Annotated in this window: 15 protein-coding genes; 9 read left to right on the top strand and 6 right to left on the bottom strand. The window is 66.0% G+C overall.

The features are described 5' to 3' along the window. Positions 1 to 100: 100 nt before the first annotated feature. A complete protein-coding gene (locus AWB67_RS00755) occupies positions 101 to 1,195 on the top strand; it encodes a malate/lactate/ureidoglycolate dehydrogenase (protein WP_087654318.1) in 1,095 nt (364 codons plus the stop codon). 292 nt (positions 1,196 to 1,487) lie between these two features. Here AWB67_RS00755 and AWB67_RS00745 read toward each other — a convergent pair whose 3' ends face one another. After that, positions 1,488 to 2,381, bottom strand: coding sequence for an NAD-dependent epimerase/dehydratase family protein (locus tag AWB67_RS00745; protein ID WP_087654317.1), 894 nt, complete (start codon positions 2,379 to 2,381; stop codon positions 1,488 to 1,490). A gap of 110 nt (positions 2,382 to 2,491) precedes the next feature. Between AWB67_RS00745 and AWB67_RS00740 the strand changes: the two genes are divergently transcribed. From AWB67_RS00740 to AWB67_RS00730, 3 genes are read left to right on the top strand one after another with little or no spacing between them, the layout of a single operon-like run. Further along, positions 2,492 to 3,385, top strand: coding sequence for a LysR family transcriptional regulator (locus AWB67_RS00740; RefSeq protein WP_087654316.1), 894 nt, complete (start codon positions 2,492 to 2,494; stop codon positions 3,383 to 3,385). 47 nt (positions 3,386 to 3,432) lie between these two features. Beyond that, positions 3,433 to 3,822, top strand: a complete 390-nt coding sequence (locus AWB67_RS00735) for a RidA family protein (RefSeq protein WP_087654315.1) — start codon at positions 3,433 to 3,435, stop codon at positions 3,820 to 3,822. 59 nt (positions 3,823 to 3,881) lie between these two features. Continuing rightward, positions 3,882 to 5,294, top strand: coding sequence for an HdeD family acid-resistance protein (locus tag AWB67_RS00730; RefSeq protein ID WP_087654314.1), 1,413 nt, complete (start codon positions 3,882 to 3,884; stop codon positions 5,292 to 5,294). Positions 5,295 to 5,443: 149 nt separating this feature from the next. Here the strand turns inward: AWB67_RS00730 and AWB67_RS00725 are convergent, their stop codons facing one another. Both AWB67_RS00725 and AWB67_RS00720 read right to left on the bottom strand, forming a co-directional pair. Next, positions 5,444 to 7,132: an acid phosphatase gene (locus tag AWB67_RS00725; RefSeq protein WP_087654313.1), complete on the bottom strand. Its 1,689-nt coding sequence runs from the start codon at positions 7,130 to 7,132 to the stop codon at positions 5,444 to 5,446. 315 nt (positions 7,133 to 7,447) lie between these two features. Further along, entirely contained in the window at positions 7,448 to 8,242 is a 795-nt protein-coding gene (locus AWB67_RS00720) for a sulfite exporter TauE/SafE family protein (RefSeq protein ID WP_087654312.1), read from the bottom strand. A 190-nt stretch (positions 8,243 to 8,432) separates the two neighbouring features. Between AWB67_RS00720 and AWB67_RS00715 the strand changes: the two genes are divergently transcribed. Continuing rightward, positions 8,433 to 10,646, top strand: a complete 2,214-nt coding sequence (locus AWB67_RS00715) for an amylo-alpha-1,6-glucosidase (RefSeq protein WP_087654311.1) — start codon at positions 8,433 to 8,435, stop codon at positions 10,644 to 10,646. A gap of 140 nt (positions 10,647 to 10,786) precedes the next feature. Here the strand turns inward: AWB67_RS00715 and AWB67_RS00710 are convergent, their stop codons facing one another. Next, positions 10,787 to 11,968, bottom strand: coding sequence for a 4-hydroxybenzoate 3-monooxygenase (locus tag AWB67_RS00710; protein WP_087654310.1), 1,182 nt, complete (start codon positions 11,966 to 11,968; stop codon positions 10,787 to 10,789). A 91-nt stretch (positions 11,969 to 12,059) separates the two neighbouring features. Next, positions 12,060 to 12,755, bottom strand: a complete 696-nt coding sequence (locus AWB67_RS00705) for an alpha/beta fold hydrolase (protein WP_087654309.1) — start codon at positions 12,753 to 12,755, stop codon at positions 12,060 to 12,062. A 109-nt stretch (positions 12,756 to 12,864) separates the two neighbouring features. Between AWB67_RS00705 and AWB67_RS00700 the strand changes: the two genes are divergently transcribed. The 3 genes from AWB67_RS00700 to AWB67_RS00690 are packed head-to-tail and all read left to right on the top strand — an operon-like array spanning position 12,865 to position 14,722. After that, on the top strand, positions 12,865 to 13,731 hold the full coding sequence (locus AWB67_RS00700; RefSeq protein ID WP_087654308.1) for an SDR family oxidoreductase: 867 nt from the start codon (positions 12,865 to 12,867) through the stop codon (positions 13,729 to 13,731). A gap of 41 nt (positions 13,732 to 13,772) precedes the next feature. Next, positions 13,773 to 14,234, top strand: a complete 462-nt coding sequence (locus AWB67_RS00695; RefSeq protein WP_087654307.1) for a YaiI/YqxD family protein — start codon at positions 13,773 to 13,775, stop codon at positions 14,232 to 14,234. Further along, positions 14,231 to 14,722, top strand: coding sequence for a GNAT family N-acetyltransferase (locus tag AWB67_RS00690; RefSeq protein WP_087654306.1), 492 nt, complete (start codon positions 14,231 to 14,233; stop codon positions 14,720 to 14,722). Before AWB67_RS00695 ends, AWB67_RS00690 begins: the two co-directional genes overlap by 4 nt. On the opposite strand, the gene AWB67_RS00685 is transcribed toward AWB67_RS00690, so the two are convergent. After that, entirely contained in the window at positions 14,716 to 15,768 is a 1,053-nt protein-coding gene (locus AWB67_RS00685; protein ID WP_087654305.1) for an aldo/keto reductase, read from the bottom strand. The two genes, AWB67_RS00690 and AWB67_RS00685, sit on opposite strands and share 7 nt — an antisense overlap. Positions 15,769 to 16,000: 232 nt before the next feature. Here AWB67_RS00685 and AWB67_RS00680 point away from each other — a divergent pair, with 232 nt between their 5' ends. Beyond that, entirely contained in the window at positions 16,001 to 16,978 is a 978-nt protein-coding gene (locus AWB67_RS00680; RefSeq protein ID WP_087654304.1) for an AraC family transcriptional regulator, read from the top strand. The last annotated feature ends 18 nt before the right edge of the window (positions 16,979 to 16,996 follow it).

The raw sequence follows: 16,996 nt of genomic DNA, 5'->3' as shown, positions 1-16,996 counted from the left end.
TTCTGCGCGCCTTTTTTCTTGCCAAAAGTGGTAAGGCCAATCGATCGTCTGTAGAGTATGGCTTCCGCGTTGCACTTGCATAATGGAGACAAAACTTCTGATGACCGACCCCAAGACACACGAACCACGCATCCCCGCCGAAGCCCTCCACACCTATGTCCGCGCGATCTGGGAACGCGCTGGCAGCACCCCGCGCGAGGCGGAACTCGTCGCCGATCATCTCGTCATGGCGAACCTGTCAGGCCACGATTCGCACGGCGTCGGGATGATCCCGCGCTACGTCGCTTCGCTCGCCGACGGCGAACTCAAGCTCAACGCCCACGCCGAAATCGTCCGAGATGCGGGCGCTGTGCTCACCATCGACGGCGTCAAGGGCTTTGGCCAGGTCGTCGCCTACGAGGCGATGGAGCACGGCATCGAGCGCGCAAAAAAACTCGGCGTCTGCGCGGTCGGCTTGCGCAACGCGCACCACATCGGGCGCATCGGGCACTGGGCCGAACAGTGCGCGAAGGCCGGCCTCGTGTCGTTTCACTTCGTGAACGTCGCGGGCGACCCGCTCGTCGCGCCGTTCGGCGGCATCGACCGGCGCTTCGGCACGAATCCGTTCTGCGCCGCGTTCCCGCGCAAAGGCAAGACGCCGCTCGTGCTCGATTTCGCGACGAGCGGCATCGCGTACGGCAAGACGCGCGTCGCGTACAACAAGGGAGTGAAGGTCGCGCCGGGCTACCTGATCGAACACGACGGCACGCCGACCGTAGAGCCGAAGGTGATGCACGAGGAGCCGTTCGGCTCACTGTTGCCGTTCGGGCTGCACAAGGGATTTGGTCTGGCCGCCATGTGCGAGATTCTCGGCGGCGCGCTGTCGGGCGGCTACACGACGCGCGAAAGCACGCTGCAGAAGACGAGCGCGATCATGAATTGCATGACATCGGTGATCCTCGATCCGGACGCATTCGATGCACCCGCAGCGCAGGAAGAGGCGGAGGCGTTTATCGAGTGGGTGAAGGCGTCGCCGGTGCAGGCGGGCGTCGAGCGCATCTACGCGCCGGGCGAGCCGGAGGACGCGCGCCGCGAGGAGCGGGGCGCGAACGGCGTGCCGATCGATCCGACGACGTGGCAGCAGATTCGCGATGCGGCGGCGGCGTCTGGGATGGCGGCTGAGGAGATCGAGGGGTTTGTGAGGCAGTTGCGGTAGGGATTTAAGACTCGCTGGCCGGTGTAGTGCCGGTCACGTGAGCGGAATCGAAGCTTGACGTAGCTGCAGGCGCGAAAACCGCGAAAACCGCGAAGGCCGCCAAGGCCGCCAAGGCCGCGAAGGCCGCGAAGGCCGCGAAGGCCGCGAAGGCCGCGAAGGCCGCGAAGGCCGCGAAGGCCGCGAAGGCCGCGAAGGCCGCGAAGGCCGCGAAGGCCGCGAAGGCCGCGAAAAAGCCGTTCCAACGCGTTGGAACGGCTTTTTCTAATCCAGCAAAGTCACCCCGTACCCGAAGTCAAACCATTTCATTCTTGATCCACTCGACGACCGACGTCCTCTTCGGCGTCCATCCAAGCAGCTTGCGCGCCTGCTCGCCGCGCACCCGGCTGTTCGACCCGAGCCCGTACGACGCCATCTCATAACCCCATTCTTCCTTCGCGGCGTCGAGCGGCCAGTCCTGAGGCTCGCCCAAACCCAGCACCTCTGCCATCGCCGTCGTCATTTCGCGGAACGGCGCTTCGCCGCTCTCGATGAAATAGAACGTCCCCGGCGGCGTCTTGTCGAGCGCGCGGCGGTACGCATCGACGACGTCGTCGATATGCACGTTCGACCAGATGTTGCGCCCCGGCCCGACATGACGCACGACGCCGCTCTTCTTCGCCTGCTTCAGCAAGCGCGGCAACTGCACGCTTGCCGCCGACGGAATCGCGCCGTGGCCGTAGATCAGCGTGTTGCAGAGCACGGCCGAGCGCACGCCGCGCTTGGCGGCATCGAGCACGAGGTTGTCGATCGCGACGCGCGGCGCCTTGTCGGCGGTGGGCTCGGGCAGGTTGTCCTCGCGATAGATCGCCTCCGACGACTCGCCGCCCGACGCATCGCCGACGATGCTCGACCCGCTCGTGTGCAGGAATGGCTTGTTCGAGCCTTCGAGCCCTTCGATCAACGCTTCGACCGCGCCGCGATGGTCGCTGCTGGCGGCGTTGATGACGGCGTCCGCCGCGCGCGCTTCGGCGGCGAGGAGCGCGCGGTCGTCGAGGCTGCCGAGCACCGGCTCGATGCCGAGGCGCTTCAGTTCGTCCGATTGCTCCGCGCGCCGCACGAGGCCGCGCACCTGATGGCCGTCGCGCACGAGGCCCGCCGCGATCGATCCGCCGATGAACCCGCCTGCGCCAGTCACAAAAATTTTCATGGTGCTGCTCCTTTGAAAGGTGTCGATAAGGGGCAGTATGGGCCGATTCGACTTTCGCAAAAACAGTGCTAGTCTCAAATCAATCTTGATTCTGAGTCAACAAACAAACGATGAAGACGAACACCGACGAATTGCAGGTCTTCGTGAGCGTGATCGATTGCGGCTCGATCACGGCGGCGGCCGAGGCGTTGCAGCAGACCGTCTCCGGCGTGAGCCGGGCGCTCACGCGGCTGGAGACGAAACTCGACGCCACGCTCGTGCGCCGCACGACGCGCCGTCTGCAACTGACCGACGAGGGCGAACTGTTTCTCGCGCGCGCCCGGCTGATCCTCGCCGCGATGGACGACGCCGAGGAAGCCATCGTGCGGCATCGCGAGCGGCCGGCGGGGCGGCTGCGCGTCGATGCCGCGTCGCCGTTCATGCTCCACTGCATCGTGCCGAACGTGAAGGCGTTCAACGCGCTCTATCCCGATATCACGCTGGAGCTGACGAGCAACGAGCGCATCGTCGACCTGATGGAGCAGCGCGTCGATATCGCGATCAGGCTCGGCGCGCTGCAGGATTCGACGCTGCACGCGCGCTCGCTCGGCAGCACGCGCTGGCGGGTGCTCGCGAGTCCGGCGTATCTGGCGGAAAACGGCGAGCCGCGCGACGTCGATGAATTGCTGCGGCATCGGCTGATCGGCTTTACGGCGCCGGAAAGCCTCAATGACTGGCCCCTGCGCGATGCCCGCTCCGCCCGCGCGTTCGTGACTATCACGCCGGCGCTCGCGGCATCGAGCGGCGAGACGATCCGGCAACTCGCGCTGAACGACTGCGGGATCGCGTGTCTGTCCGAGTTCATGACAGCCGCCGACATGCGCGCAGGCCGCCTGCGCGCGATTCTCGACGACGCCCTCGCCGACGTCCGCCTGCCGGTCAACGCGGTGTACTACCAGAGCGCGTCGATGGCGGGCCGGGCGCGCGCGTTCCTAGATTTTCTGGTGGCGAAACTGGCGGGGTGAGGCGCGGCTGCGTATGCTTGGGCGTCTCCTCAACCACCGAACCGACGATGCCAATCGAAGCCCTCAACGCTCCCGGCCTGCCGATCCCCGCGGGCCACTACAGCCACGCGACGCGCGCGGGCAACCTGATCTGCGTGTCCGGCCAGTTGCCGATGCGCCCTGACGGCACCCACACCGGCGACCAGCCGTTCGCGGTGCAGGCGGAACAGACCTTGTCGAACCTGCGCGCGGTCCTCGCGGCAGCGGGCGCCGAGCTGAAAGACTGCATCGAAGTCACGGTATATCTCGTTGGCGTCGATCACTGGAAGGAATTCAACGAGATTTACGCGCGCCATTTCGGCGAGTGGAAGTCCGCGCGCGCGGTCGTGCCGGTTGGCGCGCTGCACTACGGCTACTTGCTCGAGATCGCGGCGCGCGCGTGGGTCGAGCGCGACTGATTTTGCTCGCCCGGCCATCGCTCTTATTATTGCGAGGTCCGGTCAATACAGGTTGCGTCATGGTCCAGCTCGTTTTGCTTCTCCTCGGCGTCGACTATTTGCGCAGACGCTGGCGCACGCTGTTCGCCGTCGGCTTGCTGTGGCTGCTGATCGGCGTAGGCGTTTTCATCGACGCGCTCGACAACGCCATCTATTTCCCGATGGAATTTTTGGCCTATCTGCTGCTCGCCGAGGGTCTCGCGACGCTCGCCGTCGCGTGGACCGGCGCGGGCGGGCAGCGCGTGCTGCGCTACGTGAAGGGCGCGGCGGTCGTGCTGGCGGCGGCGCTGATTTTGGCCGGGCATCACCACGGCAACTTTGTGCTGTCGATGATCTTCGGCACGCTTTTTCTCGCCGACGGGCTGTTGCAGGCGGTGTCGGCATTCGTCGTGCGCTATCCGCGCTGGCGGGTCGTGCTGGGGTTTGCGATCGTCGAAATCCTGCTGGCGATATTTTTCTTCCAGCCGTATCCGACGCATTACGTCGGCACGGCACCATATTGCCTCGGCCTCGGGCTCGCGTTCGGCGGCTGGAACCTGCTGTGGATCGCGCTGCGCGTGCGCGCGTTGCAGCGCATCCCGCCGGAAAGAAAGCGCACGCTGAACCTGTCGGACGACGTGATCGCGGACCACACGATCGTCGAGAAATCCGCGACCCAGCTCGCCGCCGATAGCCCGTTCGAATGGGACGGCCCGCCCGCTCCGGACGAAAAAGCGCTCACAGTCCATGTATGGACGCCGGTCGGATCGGCGCGGACGCAGGCGCAACGCACGCTGATCGTCGATCGCTACATCGCGGCCGTCGATGCGAACGGCGTGATTTCGACCGGCCACGCTGCGCTGGAATCTCCGGAGGGCGTGTATATCAGCCTCTATCCGGGCGTGGAAATCGACCGCTCGCCCGACGAATTCGGCCGCATCCTGCGCGCGACCCGCGAAAACGACGTGCCCGGCGTGTTCCAGCCGGACTACGCGACGGAATCGAAGGCGTGGTGCGAATCGACGACGAAAGTCCGCATCCGCAACTACAGCCCCGACCGACTGGGCGAATTCTGGGACGCCTATCGGCAGGAACCGACCTACAACCTCACGTATCGCAACTGTTCGAGCACGGTGTCGAACGCGCTCGAAGCCGCGCTGGAAGGCGCGGTCGGCCGATTTCACGGACGCGATACCGGCTGGCGCGCGTTCTGGCGGCTGCTCGTCACGCCCGAACTGTGGGTCGCGGCGCAAATCCGCAAGCGCGCCGCGACGATGGCCTGGACGCCCGGCCTCACGCTTGACTACGCGCGGGCGCTGAGCATGCTCGCCGACCCGCGCCCGTTCGGCTGGCTCAAGATGGCGCGGCTCGCGCTGCGCCGGATGATGCGCTCGCGACGCGGCTGGCGGCAGGAAGCCGTCGATGCCGCGGATGCGCGGGCGGGGCGGGTTTAGGCGCTTCGAGCTCTGCAGTTCCGCGCGCCGAACGGCCGCGCCGCGCGCGCGCCGCGGCTACGCGCGCAGAGGGAGGTTTGGCTGCCACCCCAGACCTGACGTCGCACCGAAATCACGGGTGCGAGCGGCCGTGAGCACCCGCCCGCCGCTTACGCCAGATCCAGCGCCCCCGTCAAATCCCCCAACGGCGCTTCCCCGTTCGCGGCAAACGCCCGATCCCGTGCGACGACGCCGTCGAGCGGCGGCAAATCATGCACCCTTGAGATAAACCGCAGGATCGAGTTCGTGTCGTACACCGTGTGATCGACGTAACCCTTTTTCGCGATCGGCGAGATCACGAGCGCGGGAATCCGCGAGCCCGGTCCCCAGCGGTCGCCCTTCGGCGGCGAGACGTGATCCCACCAGCCGCCGTTTTCATCGACGGTGACGACCACGACCGTGTTCTCCCACTGCGGCCCGCGCTGAATCCGCTCGATCACGTTGGCGATGTGCCGGTCGCCCGATTCGACGTCCGCGTACCCGGCGTGCATGTTCAGGTTGCCCTGCGGCTTGTAGAACGTGACGGCGGGCAGGCGCCCCGCGTCGATGTCGGCCATCAGCTTGTTGGTCGACGGATCGTCGCCGAGGCCGGCATCGCGCAGGTGCTGCGCCCGCGCCTGCGTGCCCGGCGCGAAGCTGCGGAAATAGTTGAACGGCTGATGGTGATACTGGAAATCGGGGACCATGCCCGTATCGGCGTGTTCGAGCGCGTACTGCCACGCCCCGCTGTACCACGCCCAGTCGACGCCCTTCGCCGACAGCCGGTCGCCGATCGTCGCGTAATCCTGCGGCGGCAGCACGCGCGGATTCGAGAGGTCCGCGAGCGACGGATCGCCGTGCTCGGCGGGTCGCACGTTGCTCGGCTGATAGGGCGGCGCCATTGTGTTGACGGCGTAACCGTCGGCGGTGAGCGCGCCGTCGCGCACGAACTTGGGCGGACCTTCGAGCGCCGATTTCGGCGAATCCGGCGCGAGTTTCAGGCGCGTGCCGGTGAGGTCGTCGCCTTCCACGACCGAGGTGAGCTTCGCCGCCGGCCCGCTGCTCACGTTCGGATAGAACGGCGCCTGCGCGGAAATCAGGAAGATGTGGTTGAGCCACGAACCGCCGAACGCCGACATGAAGAAGTTGTCGCAAAGCGTGTACTGGCTTGCGAGCCCCCAGAGACGCAGCGTACCGGCGGAATTGCGGTAGTGCCCCATCACGAGGCCGCCCGAGTCGCCCCACGCGGCGAACTGGTTGTTGCGCCCCGCGTTGATCTGCATCTGATTCTGATAGAAACGGTGCACGAGATCGCGCGTGATGACACCGTTCGGCAGCGGCTGGCCCTGCGCGTCCGTCAAGCGGAACGGCGTGTTTGCAAGGCCGGTGATCTGGTTCTCGGCAATAGCGTAGCGCTTGCCGTTCACTTCCTGCGCCTGCGGCACGAGCCCGCCCCAGATGGCGGGCAACTTGGCGAGCTGCGTGCTGCCGTCGCGATCGAGCTGAAGATAGCGCGACGCCGGCACGGAATCGAGCGGATACTGGACCCCGGGGAAATTGCCGTACAAATTGGTGAAGCTGCGGTTTTCCGCGTAGATCACCACGATGCGCTTGATTTTCGCCTGCAGCGTGCGGTCGAGCGCGATATCGGCGGCGGTCCTGGGTGTCGCGGATTTTTGATCGAACAGGTTGCAGCCGCCGAGCGACAGGCCCGCGAGGCCGACACCCGCGGCGAGCAGACGGCGCCGGGCGGGGTCCGTCGGTGCATCGCTTGCGTAAGAAGCGGGAAGGTCGTCACGCGGATCGTCGGTTTGGCTCATCGCTCTGGCTCCTTTGGGTCGCTTAGCGGCTTACTCTGGTCCCATGCTTCGACGCGCGGCGGCGCGCGCCAAGCATTATCGTCAATGACGTGGCGTGCGCCAACCGTTAAGAACCGGGGGGTTACCCGCGTCGGGCCGCTCATCGAGTGCATCGGAACTGCATGTTGCCTGCAACGAGACGCCGCGAGAAGTCGGCCGAATGGCATAAGCCCGAAGCACAAACAGGAAAAAATGCGCACGCCTGTGCGAAAAACCTATGCCTTTTGGCCGACTGGAATCCGTCACCGCGCGCGACTACTATCAACGCATCGAACGTCAGCTCAGAACGAGCTTGATGCCTACGAGGACGAGGGTAGCCGCGAGCAGGTTGCGCAGGAGCGCCTCCGGTGCCTTGGCCGACAACATGCTGCCGAGCACGATGCCCGGCAGCGAGCCGACGAGCAGCGAGGCGAGCAGCGACCAGTCGACCGACCCGAGAATCCAGTGGCCCGTCCCGGCGATCAGCGTGAGCGGAACGGCGTGGGCGATGTCCGAGCCGACGATGCGCGCGGTCGCGAGCCGCGGGTAGAGCAAAAGCAGGACAGTCACGCCGATCGCGCCCGCGCCGACCGAGGTGATCGACACGAGCATGCCGAGAATCGCGCCGGTGAGCACGGTCCACAAGACAGTGCGCTGCGGATTGTCCGGCCGGTTGCGCCCTTTGTTATAGGCGAGCCGCGCGAGCTGAGGCCGGAACACGAGCGAAACCGCCGTGATCAGGAGCGCCGAGCCGAGAATCATCTGTATCAGTCTGGCCGTGCCCGGCGCGTGCAGGCCGTAGCGGTTGAGCAGCACGAGCGTGATCGCGGCCGCCGGCACGCTGCCCATGGCGAGCCGCGCGGTGATGCGCCAGTCGACGGAGCCCTTGATCCCGTGGACGAGCGTTCCGGCCGTCTTGGTTGCGGCGGCGTAGAGCAGGTCGGTGCCGACGGCGGTCGCCGGATGGATGCCGAACAGGAGCACGAGCAGCGGCGTCATGAGCGAGCCGCCGCCGACGCCCGTCAGGCCGACGAGGAATCCGACGGCCAGTCCGGACGCTGAATAAAGTAAGTCGATATGCGGAAATGACATTCGCGCGTAGAACCCGTTAGGCGTGAGACGGTCGAAAAGCCGTCGATGATAGCCGGTCGGCGGCGGTGCCGTCCCGCCGGCTTCTTTTGCCCCAGCCCATCGCGAGGCCCGGGGGCGCGCATGCAGCGCGGTAAAAAACCGCCAGCATGCACGCCCCGGCGCTTACTCAAGTCAATTCAGGAAGGTGCAAATGGAAACGAAGCAACCGAACCCCCCGCGCCCCGACGACGCATTCATCCCGAACGAGCACGCGAACATCGCGAGCGAGCAGCAGTTCGTGCTCAAGTCGGGCAACACGTTCGCCGTCAACGACGCGAACGGCGACATCCGCGGCCACGACGACGGCCTCTTTGTCAACGATACGCGCGTGCTCTCGGAACTGGTGCTGACCTTCGGCGGCCGGGCGCCGTCACTCCTGTCGGGCAGCGTGTCGAGCGACAACGCCGTCTTCACGGCCCACCTGACCAACAAGCCGCTGCCGCCCATCGGCGGGGCGCGTACGCCCGAGGGCGTGATTCACGTCGAGCGCAAACGCGTGCTGTCGGGTCATGTGCTGCACGAAAGCATAGTGCTTACCAATTACGGGACGGAACCGGCCATTGTGCCGCTGTCGATTTCGTTCGCCGCCGACTTCCTCGACATGTTCGAAGTGCGCGGCAGCAAGCGCGCAAAGCGGGGCACGATGCGCCCGCCGATGGTGGAAAACGGCGAAGTCGTGCTGCGCTACACCGGTCTCGACGAAGTGGAGCGCACCGCGCGCATCCAGTTCACGCCCGCGCCCGATTCGCTGACGCCGAGCCGCGCTGATTACGCGCTCAATATTCAGTCGGAAACGGCGATTTCGATCTATCTGTCGGTCACGGCCACGACGCACGCCCTGAGCGACGCGAGCGAGCAGAGCAAGCGCGACGCGTCCGAAGCGGCCGAATGCGCGCCCGAATCGGGGCGCCCGGCGATCCGCGAGGCGCTCATGGAAGCGCACCGGCGCATGCGCGAGCGGCGCCGCGCGACGGCGCGCGTGCGGTCGAGCAATCCGCTGTTCAGCGAATGGATCGACCGCTCGCTGGCTGATCTTGGCCTGCTCACCACCGATCTCGAAACTGGCCCATATCCGTATGCCGGCATTCCGTGGTTCTCCACGGCGTTCGGCCGCGACGCCATCATCACGTCGCTCCAGATGCTGTGGCTGCAGCCGACGCTCGCGCGCGGCGTGCTGCGCTTTCTCGCGGCGCATCAGGCGCGCGAGGATTCGGCGTTCCGCGACGCCGAGGTCGGCAAGATCATGCACGAGACGCGCAAGAGCGAAATGGCCGCCACCGGCGAAGTGCCGTTCGCGATGTACTACGGCGGCGTGGACAGCACGCCGCTCTTCGTCGTGCTCGCGGGCGCCTACGTGGAGCGCACCGGCGACCGCGCGCTGATCGACGAACTGTGGCCGAACCTGCAACTCGCCACGCAATGGATCGCGCGTCACTGCGACAAGAACGCCTGGGGCCTGCTCGACTATCAGCGCGCGTCGGAGCACGGCCTGGCGAACCAGGGCTGGAAGGACAGCCAGGACTCCGTGTTTCACGCGGACGGCCGCTTCCCCGACGGTCCGATCGCGCTCGTCGAGGTGCAGGCGTACGCATCGACGGCATTCGCGACGATGGCGCGTCTTGCCCGGACGCGCGGCGCGAAGGAAGAGGCGCTCGATTACGAACGGCGCGCGCAGAACATCCGCGACCGCGTCGAGGCGATGTTCTGGATGCCGGATTCGGAGTTCTACGGCATCGCGCTCGACGGCCACGGCGCGTTGTGCAGCGTGCTCGCGTCGAATGCGGGGCATCTGCTCGCGTTCGATCTCGTCGAGCGGGGGCGCGGCGAAGCGGTCGCGCGGCAACTCGAATCCACTCTCTTTCACACGGGCTGGGGCGTGCGCACGCTCGCAGCGGGGCAGCCGCGCTTCAATCCGATGTCGTATCACAACGGCTCGGTGTGGCCGCACGACACCGCGATGTGCGCGCGCGGCCTTGCGCGCTACGGCGATCGCGGCGGCGCGGTGCGTCTGTTGCAGGCGTTGTTCGAAGCGGCCGTGACCTTCGACATGCGTTTGCCGGAGCTCTTCTGCGGCTTCACGCGGCAGCGCGGCGAAAAGCCGATCGCGTATCCGGTCGCGTGTCTGCCGCAAGCGTGGGCGGCGGGGGCGCCGTTCATGATTCTGGAAGCGTGTCTCGGCGTGACCATCGACGCCGAGCGCGACGAAGTGCGGATCGACCGGCCGCAGTTGCCGGATGGTATTGACTGGCTGGAGATCGGCGAATTGCGGGTCGGCGAGCGGAGCGTGTCGATTACGTTCCGGCGTGTCGGCGGGCAGGTGGTGCCGTCGGTGGAAGGGGACGTGCGTGTAGTGGCGGTGCTGTAGGTTCGGATGGCCCCGGCAGTCAGCAGATAGCGAGGCGGAAAGCCGCAAAAAAGAAAAGGTCCAATCGGCGCAAGCCGAATTGGACCTTTCCGGTCAGGCTGATTTCAACGCCAGGCCAAAGCCTCGCGTCGATGCAAATCTTAAACCGCCACGCTCCCTACATAGTTCTCCGCGAGCGCGGTAGCCGCGGCGCGCGAGGTCGTCACGTGCTCCAGTTCCGCGACCTGCAGGCGCTGCTCGAACGGCGACGTGTCGTCGAGCTTGTGCAGCATGCGCGTCATCCACCACGAGAAGTGCTCCGCGCGCCAGACGCGCTTGAGCGCCGTCTCGGTGTAGCGCGCGAGCTTGTCGTTCGCGCCTTCCTTGTAGAACGCGGTGAGCGCGGCCGTCAGCACCTTTACGTCCGATACCGCGAGATTCAGTCCCTTCGCGCCGGTCGGCGGCACGATGTGCGCGGCGTCGCCGGCAAGGAAGAGCTTGCCGCACTGCATCGGCGTGGACACGAAGCTGCGCATCCCGACGATGTTCTTCTGGAAGATCTTGCCTTCGGTGATCTGCCAGCCGTCGGCGGTATCGACGCGGGCGTGCAGTTCAGCCCAGATGCGGTCGTCGGACCAGGCATCGGCGGTGTCTTTCGGGTCGCACTGGAAGTACATGCGCTGGATGCCCGGCGAGCGGGTGCTGATGAGCGCGAAGCCGCGGTCGTGGCGCGCGTAGATGAGTTCGTCCGACGAGGGCGGCGCCTCGACCAGGATGCCGAACCAGCCGAACGGATAGATCTTCTGGTAATCCTGGCGCAGCGCCGCCGGAATCGAGCCGCGCGCGACGCCCTGCGAGCCGTCGCAGCCGATGATGAAGTCGCATTCCAGCTCTTCGTCACGGTCTTCGTGGCGGTACTTGATGCGCGGTTTCGCGTCGGCTGCGTCATCGAAGTCGTGCAGCGAGACGTTCGAGACGTTGAACTTCAGCGCGCCGTCGGCGGCGATGCGCGCTGCGACCAGATCCTTGATCACTTCGTGCTGCGCGTAGACGGTGATCGAATGACCGGTCAGCTCGGTGAGCGCGATGCGGCGGCGCTGGCCTTCGAACGCCAGTTCGAAGCCGTGGTGCAGCGCGCCTTCGGCCTGCATCCGTGCGCCGAGGCCGGCTTCGTTCAAGAGGTCCATCGTGCCCTGTTCGAGCACGCCGGCACGGATCGTCGATTCGATGTCGTTCTGGCTGCGCGCTTCGAGCACGACCGAGTCGATGCCGCGCAGATGAAGGAGGTGGGAAAGCAGAAGGCCAGCCGGGCCCCCGCCGATGATGCCGACTTGAGTACGCATGATGTCTCCGTGAAAACGTTGATGTTGTGGAAACAGTGTCGTGCTGAGCCACCTTATCGCGCAACGCGATACGACGGATAGCGCGTATGCATTATCGAGATAGAGGCGAATGTGCCGAGATGAAGCGAATCATCGGATCGAGCGGCGGGAATTCGGCCGTTCCTTGATGCGTATGGGTTTCGAGGCGGTCCGCGCCATGCGCGTGCGATTTCAGCAGGTCGATATGGGCGGCGGCGCTGCCGTCGTCGTCCGGGAAATCCCTGATCGCGAGGACCGGGCAGCGCAAGCCGTGCAACTCGCCTTCGATCGTCCATTCGTGGTGCGGCGCGTGGCAGGCGAAGCGCTCGCGGAGGTTCGCCGGATCGAAGGCGGCGCGCACGCCCAGCAGATGCCCGGCGTGCGGCGACTGCGAAAACATCCGGGGCGCAATGACGATAGCGCCCGCCAGGCCGCCCGGGTGCTCAGCAGCGTAGAGCAGTGCAATCGTCCCGCCCTCCCGATAACCGACGATCCACATGCGGGAATCGATGTCGCGCGCATCGAACAGGGCGGGCAGGATGTCGCGCGCCTGATCGCGCACGGGCGCGCCGCCGGATAGTCCGCAGACCAGCCCGCGAAGACCGAGCGCGCGCACGAGCCTCGCCGGCCAGTCGCCGAGAGGATCGATCGTGCCCTCCGCGAGAAACACGATCACCGGCGCGCCGCCGCCTTTGCCGCCGAGCCACTCGCATTCGAGCGCGACGGCGCCGCGCGACGCGTTTGCGCAAAGCGTGACGATTTCGATCATGCGTCGAGTCCGAACGATGTCCGCTGATCGAAGTCTAGGCGTTCCGTGCGCGCGCGACGGGTCCGTCGCTTGCTGGAAAAGCGAATGATCCAGCCAGCGGAGAACCCACATGACGCAAATTTCCTATCCGAAGCCGCCGTTCCCCGATCAGCAGCAGGACCGCCAGCCCGGCCTGACCGCGCCGCTCGATCCGCAGCCGGACCACGGCGAGAAAAGCTACAAGGGCAGCGGGCGCCTCGCCGGCAAGGTCGCGCTGATCACCGGCGGCGACAGCGGCATCGGCCGGGCGGTCGCGATCGCGTATGCGCGCGAGGGCGCGGACGTCGCGATTTCCTATCTCGACGAGGACGAAGACGCACAGGAAACCGCGCGCTGGGTCGAGGAAGCGGGCTGCCGTTCGCTGCTCGTGCCCGGCGACATCACCGATCGCGCGCATTGCCGCGAACTGGTGGCGAAAACGGTCGATATGTTCGGCCGCATCGACGTGATCGTGAACAACGCGGCCTACCAGATGACCTACGACGGCCTGGAGGACATCAGCGACGACGAGTGGGACAAGACCTTTTCGACGAACATCGGCGCGATGTTCCGCATCGTCAAGGCGGCGCTGCCGCACATGAAACCGGGCAGCGCGATCGTCAACACGAGTTCGGTGAACGCTGACGCGCCGAATCCGGGCCTGATCGCTTACGCGACGACCAAGGGCGCGATCCAGAATTTCACCGGCGGTCTGGCGCAATTGCTTGCGGAAAAGGGCATTCGCGCGAACTGCGTCGCGCCGGGGCCGATCTGGACGCCGTTGATTCCCTCGACGATGCCGCCCGAAAAGGTCAAGAACTTCGGCTCGCAAGTGCCGATGAAGCGCGCCGGCCAGCCTGCGGAACTCGCCTCCGCCTACGTGATGCTCGCCTCGGACGAATCTAGCTACACATCGGGCGCGACCATCGCGGTGACGGGTGGCAAGCCGATCATCTAGCGGGATATGATGAGCGGCTCGATTTCCCGATACCGCTCACCATGCAAATCCTCGTCGATGCCGACGCCTGCCCCGCCATAGTCAAGGACATCCTGTTCCGGGCGGGGCCGCGCGTCGAAGTCTGCGTGACGCTCGTCGCGAACCAGTATCTGCGCACGCCGCCGTCGCCGTTCATCAGGTCGGTGCAGGTGCCGGCGGGCTTCGACGTCGCCGACGCGCGCATTGTCGAACTGGCCGTGGCGGGCGATCTGATCATCACGGCAGACATTCCGCTCGCTGCGGGCGTGCTGGCAAAAGGCGCGCTCGCGCTCGATCCGCGTGGCGAGTGGTTCAGCGCGGAAAACATCGAGGAACGGCTGACTATGCGCTCGATGATGGATCAGCTGCGCAGCACGGGCGTCGATACGGGCGGGCCGTCGCCGTATAGCCCTCGCGATGGCAAGAACTTCGCCGCGCAGCTGGACCGGTTTCTGGCCAAGTACCGCGCGTCGAGGACGAAATGAACGTGCGCCGCCTCGCAATTTCCGACGCTGCTGCATATCGCGACATTCGTCTCGAAGGACTGCGTCTTCATCCCGACGGCTTCGGCGCTTCTTACGACGACGAAAAGACCGAGCCCCTCGCGTGGTTCGAAGCGCGCATCGCCGATCACGCGGTGTTCGGCGGCTGGCTTGCCGACGGCACGCTCGGCGGCGTCGCGGGCCTTCTCGTTCCCTCCGGCGCGAAACTGAAACACAAAGGCATGCTCTGGGGCATGTACGTGCGGCCGGCCGCGCGCGGCACGGGGCTCGCCGCCGCGCTCGTCGAGCGGGTGCTGGACCACGCGCGCGGCGTCGTCGAGGAAGTGCATCTCGTGGTCGCCCCGGACAACGAGGCAGCGATCCGCCTCTATCGCGCGGCGGGCTTCGAGCAGTTCGCCCGCGAGCCGCGCGCGCTCAAGATCGACGGCGTCTATCACGACTCGCTTTTGATGACGAAGCCGCTTCAGTAATCCACCGCTTCCTTCAACTGCTTGCGACGATATTCGCCCACGCGCGCGAGCATCCATCCCGGATATTCGGCCGGCAACTGACTGACTTCATCGAGCGCGGCAAGCTCGTCCTCGTTCAGGCGCACGTTCGTCGCGGCGATGTTGTCGTCGAGCTGCTCGACACGCTTCGCCCCGATGATCACGCTCGTCACCGGCTTCTGGTGCAAGAGCCACGCGAGCGCGATCTGCGCGACCGAGACGTCCTTCGCCTCGGCCATGCTGCGCATCGCGTCGATACAGTCGTACGCGCGTTCGACGTTCACCGGCGGAAAATCGAACTTCGTGCGGCGGCTGCCTTCTTCCTTCCCGCCTTCGCGCGTGTATTTGCCCGACAGCAGCCCGCCCGCGAGCGGACTCCATACCAGCAAGCCGACGTTTTCGCTCTGCAACAGGGGCACGAGTTCGCGCTCCAGGTCGCGCCCGGCGATCGTGTAATACGCCTGCAGCGACTCGAAGCGCGCAAGGCCGAGCCGCTCGGAGATGCCGAGCGCCTTCGCGATCTGCCACGCCGCCCAGTTCGACACGCCGATATAGCGCACGTGGCCGTGCTGGACGAGGGTGTCGAGCGCGCGCAGCGTCTCTTCGATCGGCGTCGCGGGGTCGAAACCGTGGATCTGGTACAGATCGACGTGATCGAGTTGCAGGCGCTTGAGACTCGCCTTCACGCCGTCGATGATGTGAAAGCGCGAGCCGCCGCGCGAATTCACGCTTTTCGTGCCGGTTTCGCCATGAATCTTCGTTGCGACGACGACGTTCTCGCGCGGCACCTTCAGGTTTTTCAGCGCCTGCCCGGTGATGATTTCCGACTGGCCGTCGGCGTAGACGTCGGCGGTATCGATGAAATTGATGCCCGCTTCCAGCGAGCGGCCGACGAGCCGGTCGGCGTCCGCCTGCTGCAGCGTGCCGATGTTGTCCCAGATGCCGCCGCCTCCGCCGCCGAACGTCATCGTGCCGAGACAGAGTTCCGAGACGAACAGGCCGGTATTGCCGAATTTTCTGTAGCGCATTGATTGCTCCTTCGAAGCTTGGCAGTTGCAGTCCGGCCTATGAACGCCGCCCGCCAAGGTGCGAGTAAGCGCAGGCCGTGCTGCTGCTCGTCCAGTATCTTCCCGGCCGCGCCGCGACCCATAGCCTGATCCTGTCGAATCATTGCCCGTTCCTGCAAACGGCGAGGGGAGCCATGAGCGAATTCGCGTGCGCGCGAGTAAGCTAGGTGCACTCCCTTTCTGAAGCGAAATCATGGCCCTGAACGAGACGGCGGACTCCGCCAACGACTTCTCGCATGTCCCGAACGAGCCGCCGCGCACGCCCGATCCTTCGCTCGATGGTGCGCGGCTCGACCTCGTCGCGCTCCTCGACCGCTTCACCATCGGCTGCGAGGGCACCATCGAAACGCCCGTGCCCGGTTTCTACCTGCATCGCGTGATGAATCCCGGCGGGCCGAAGCACGGCATCCAGACGCCCGCGCTCGCGCTGATCGCCCAGGGCTCGAAACGCGTGATGGTCGGCGACGATGTCTACGTCTACGATCCGCTGCATTACCTCGTTTCGTCGGTGGATTTGCCGGTGATGGGGCAGGTGACGGTCGCGAGCGAAACCGAGCCGTATCTCGGGCTGCGACTCGATCTCGACGTGGAGGCGATCACCGAGCTGATCCGCGACGAAAAGCTGCCGCCCGCCACGCATTCGGACGCCGCGCGCGGGCTCTACGTGAACCGTCTCGGCGCGCCGATGCTCGACGCCGTGCTGCGCCTGCTTCGTCTGATCGATACGCCCGAGGACATTCCGATCCTCGCGCCGCTGGTCAAGCGCGAGATTCTGTATCGGCTGCTCATGAACGGGCCGGGCGCGCGGCTGCGCCAGATCGCGCTCACCGACAGCCAGACGCAGCGCATCGCCAAGGCGATCCTGCTGCTTCGGCAGAACTTCGACCAGCCGTTGCGCGTCGAAGCCATCGCGCGCGACGTGCACATGAGCGTGTCGTCGCTGCATCATCACTTCAAGGCCGTCACCGCGATGAGCCCGTTGCAGTACCAGAAGCAGTTGCGCCTGCAGGAAGCGCGCCGGCTGATGCTGCTCGATATCGCCGATGCCGCGACCGCCGCGCATCGCGTAGGGTATGAGAGCGCGTCGCAGTTCAGCCGCGAGTACAGCCGCCTGTTCGGCGCGCCGCCGTTGCGCGACACGAGGCGCTGGCGCGAAGAAGCGGGCGCGTGATTCGCGCTTCGATGTCAA

Origin of the sequence: Caballeronia terrestris, from assembly GCF_001544515.1 — a bacterium.
GTDB classification, from domain to species: Bacteria; Pseudomonadota; Gammaproteobacteria; order Burkholderiales; family Burkholderiaceae; genus Caballeronia; species Caballeronia terrestris.
The sequence above is the reverse complement of the archived record's forward strand: the minus strand, read 5'-3'. Positions and strand labels throughout refer to the sequence as shown.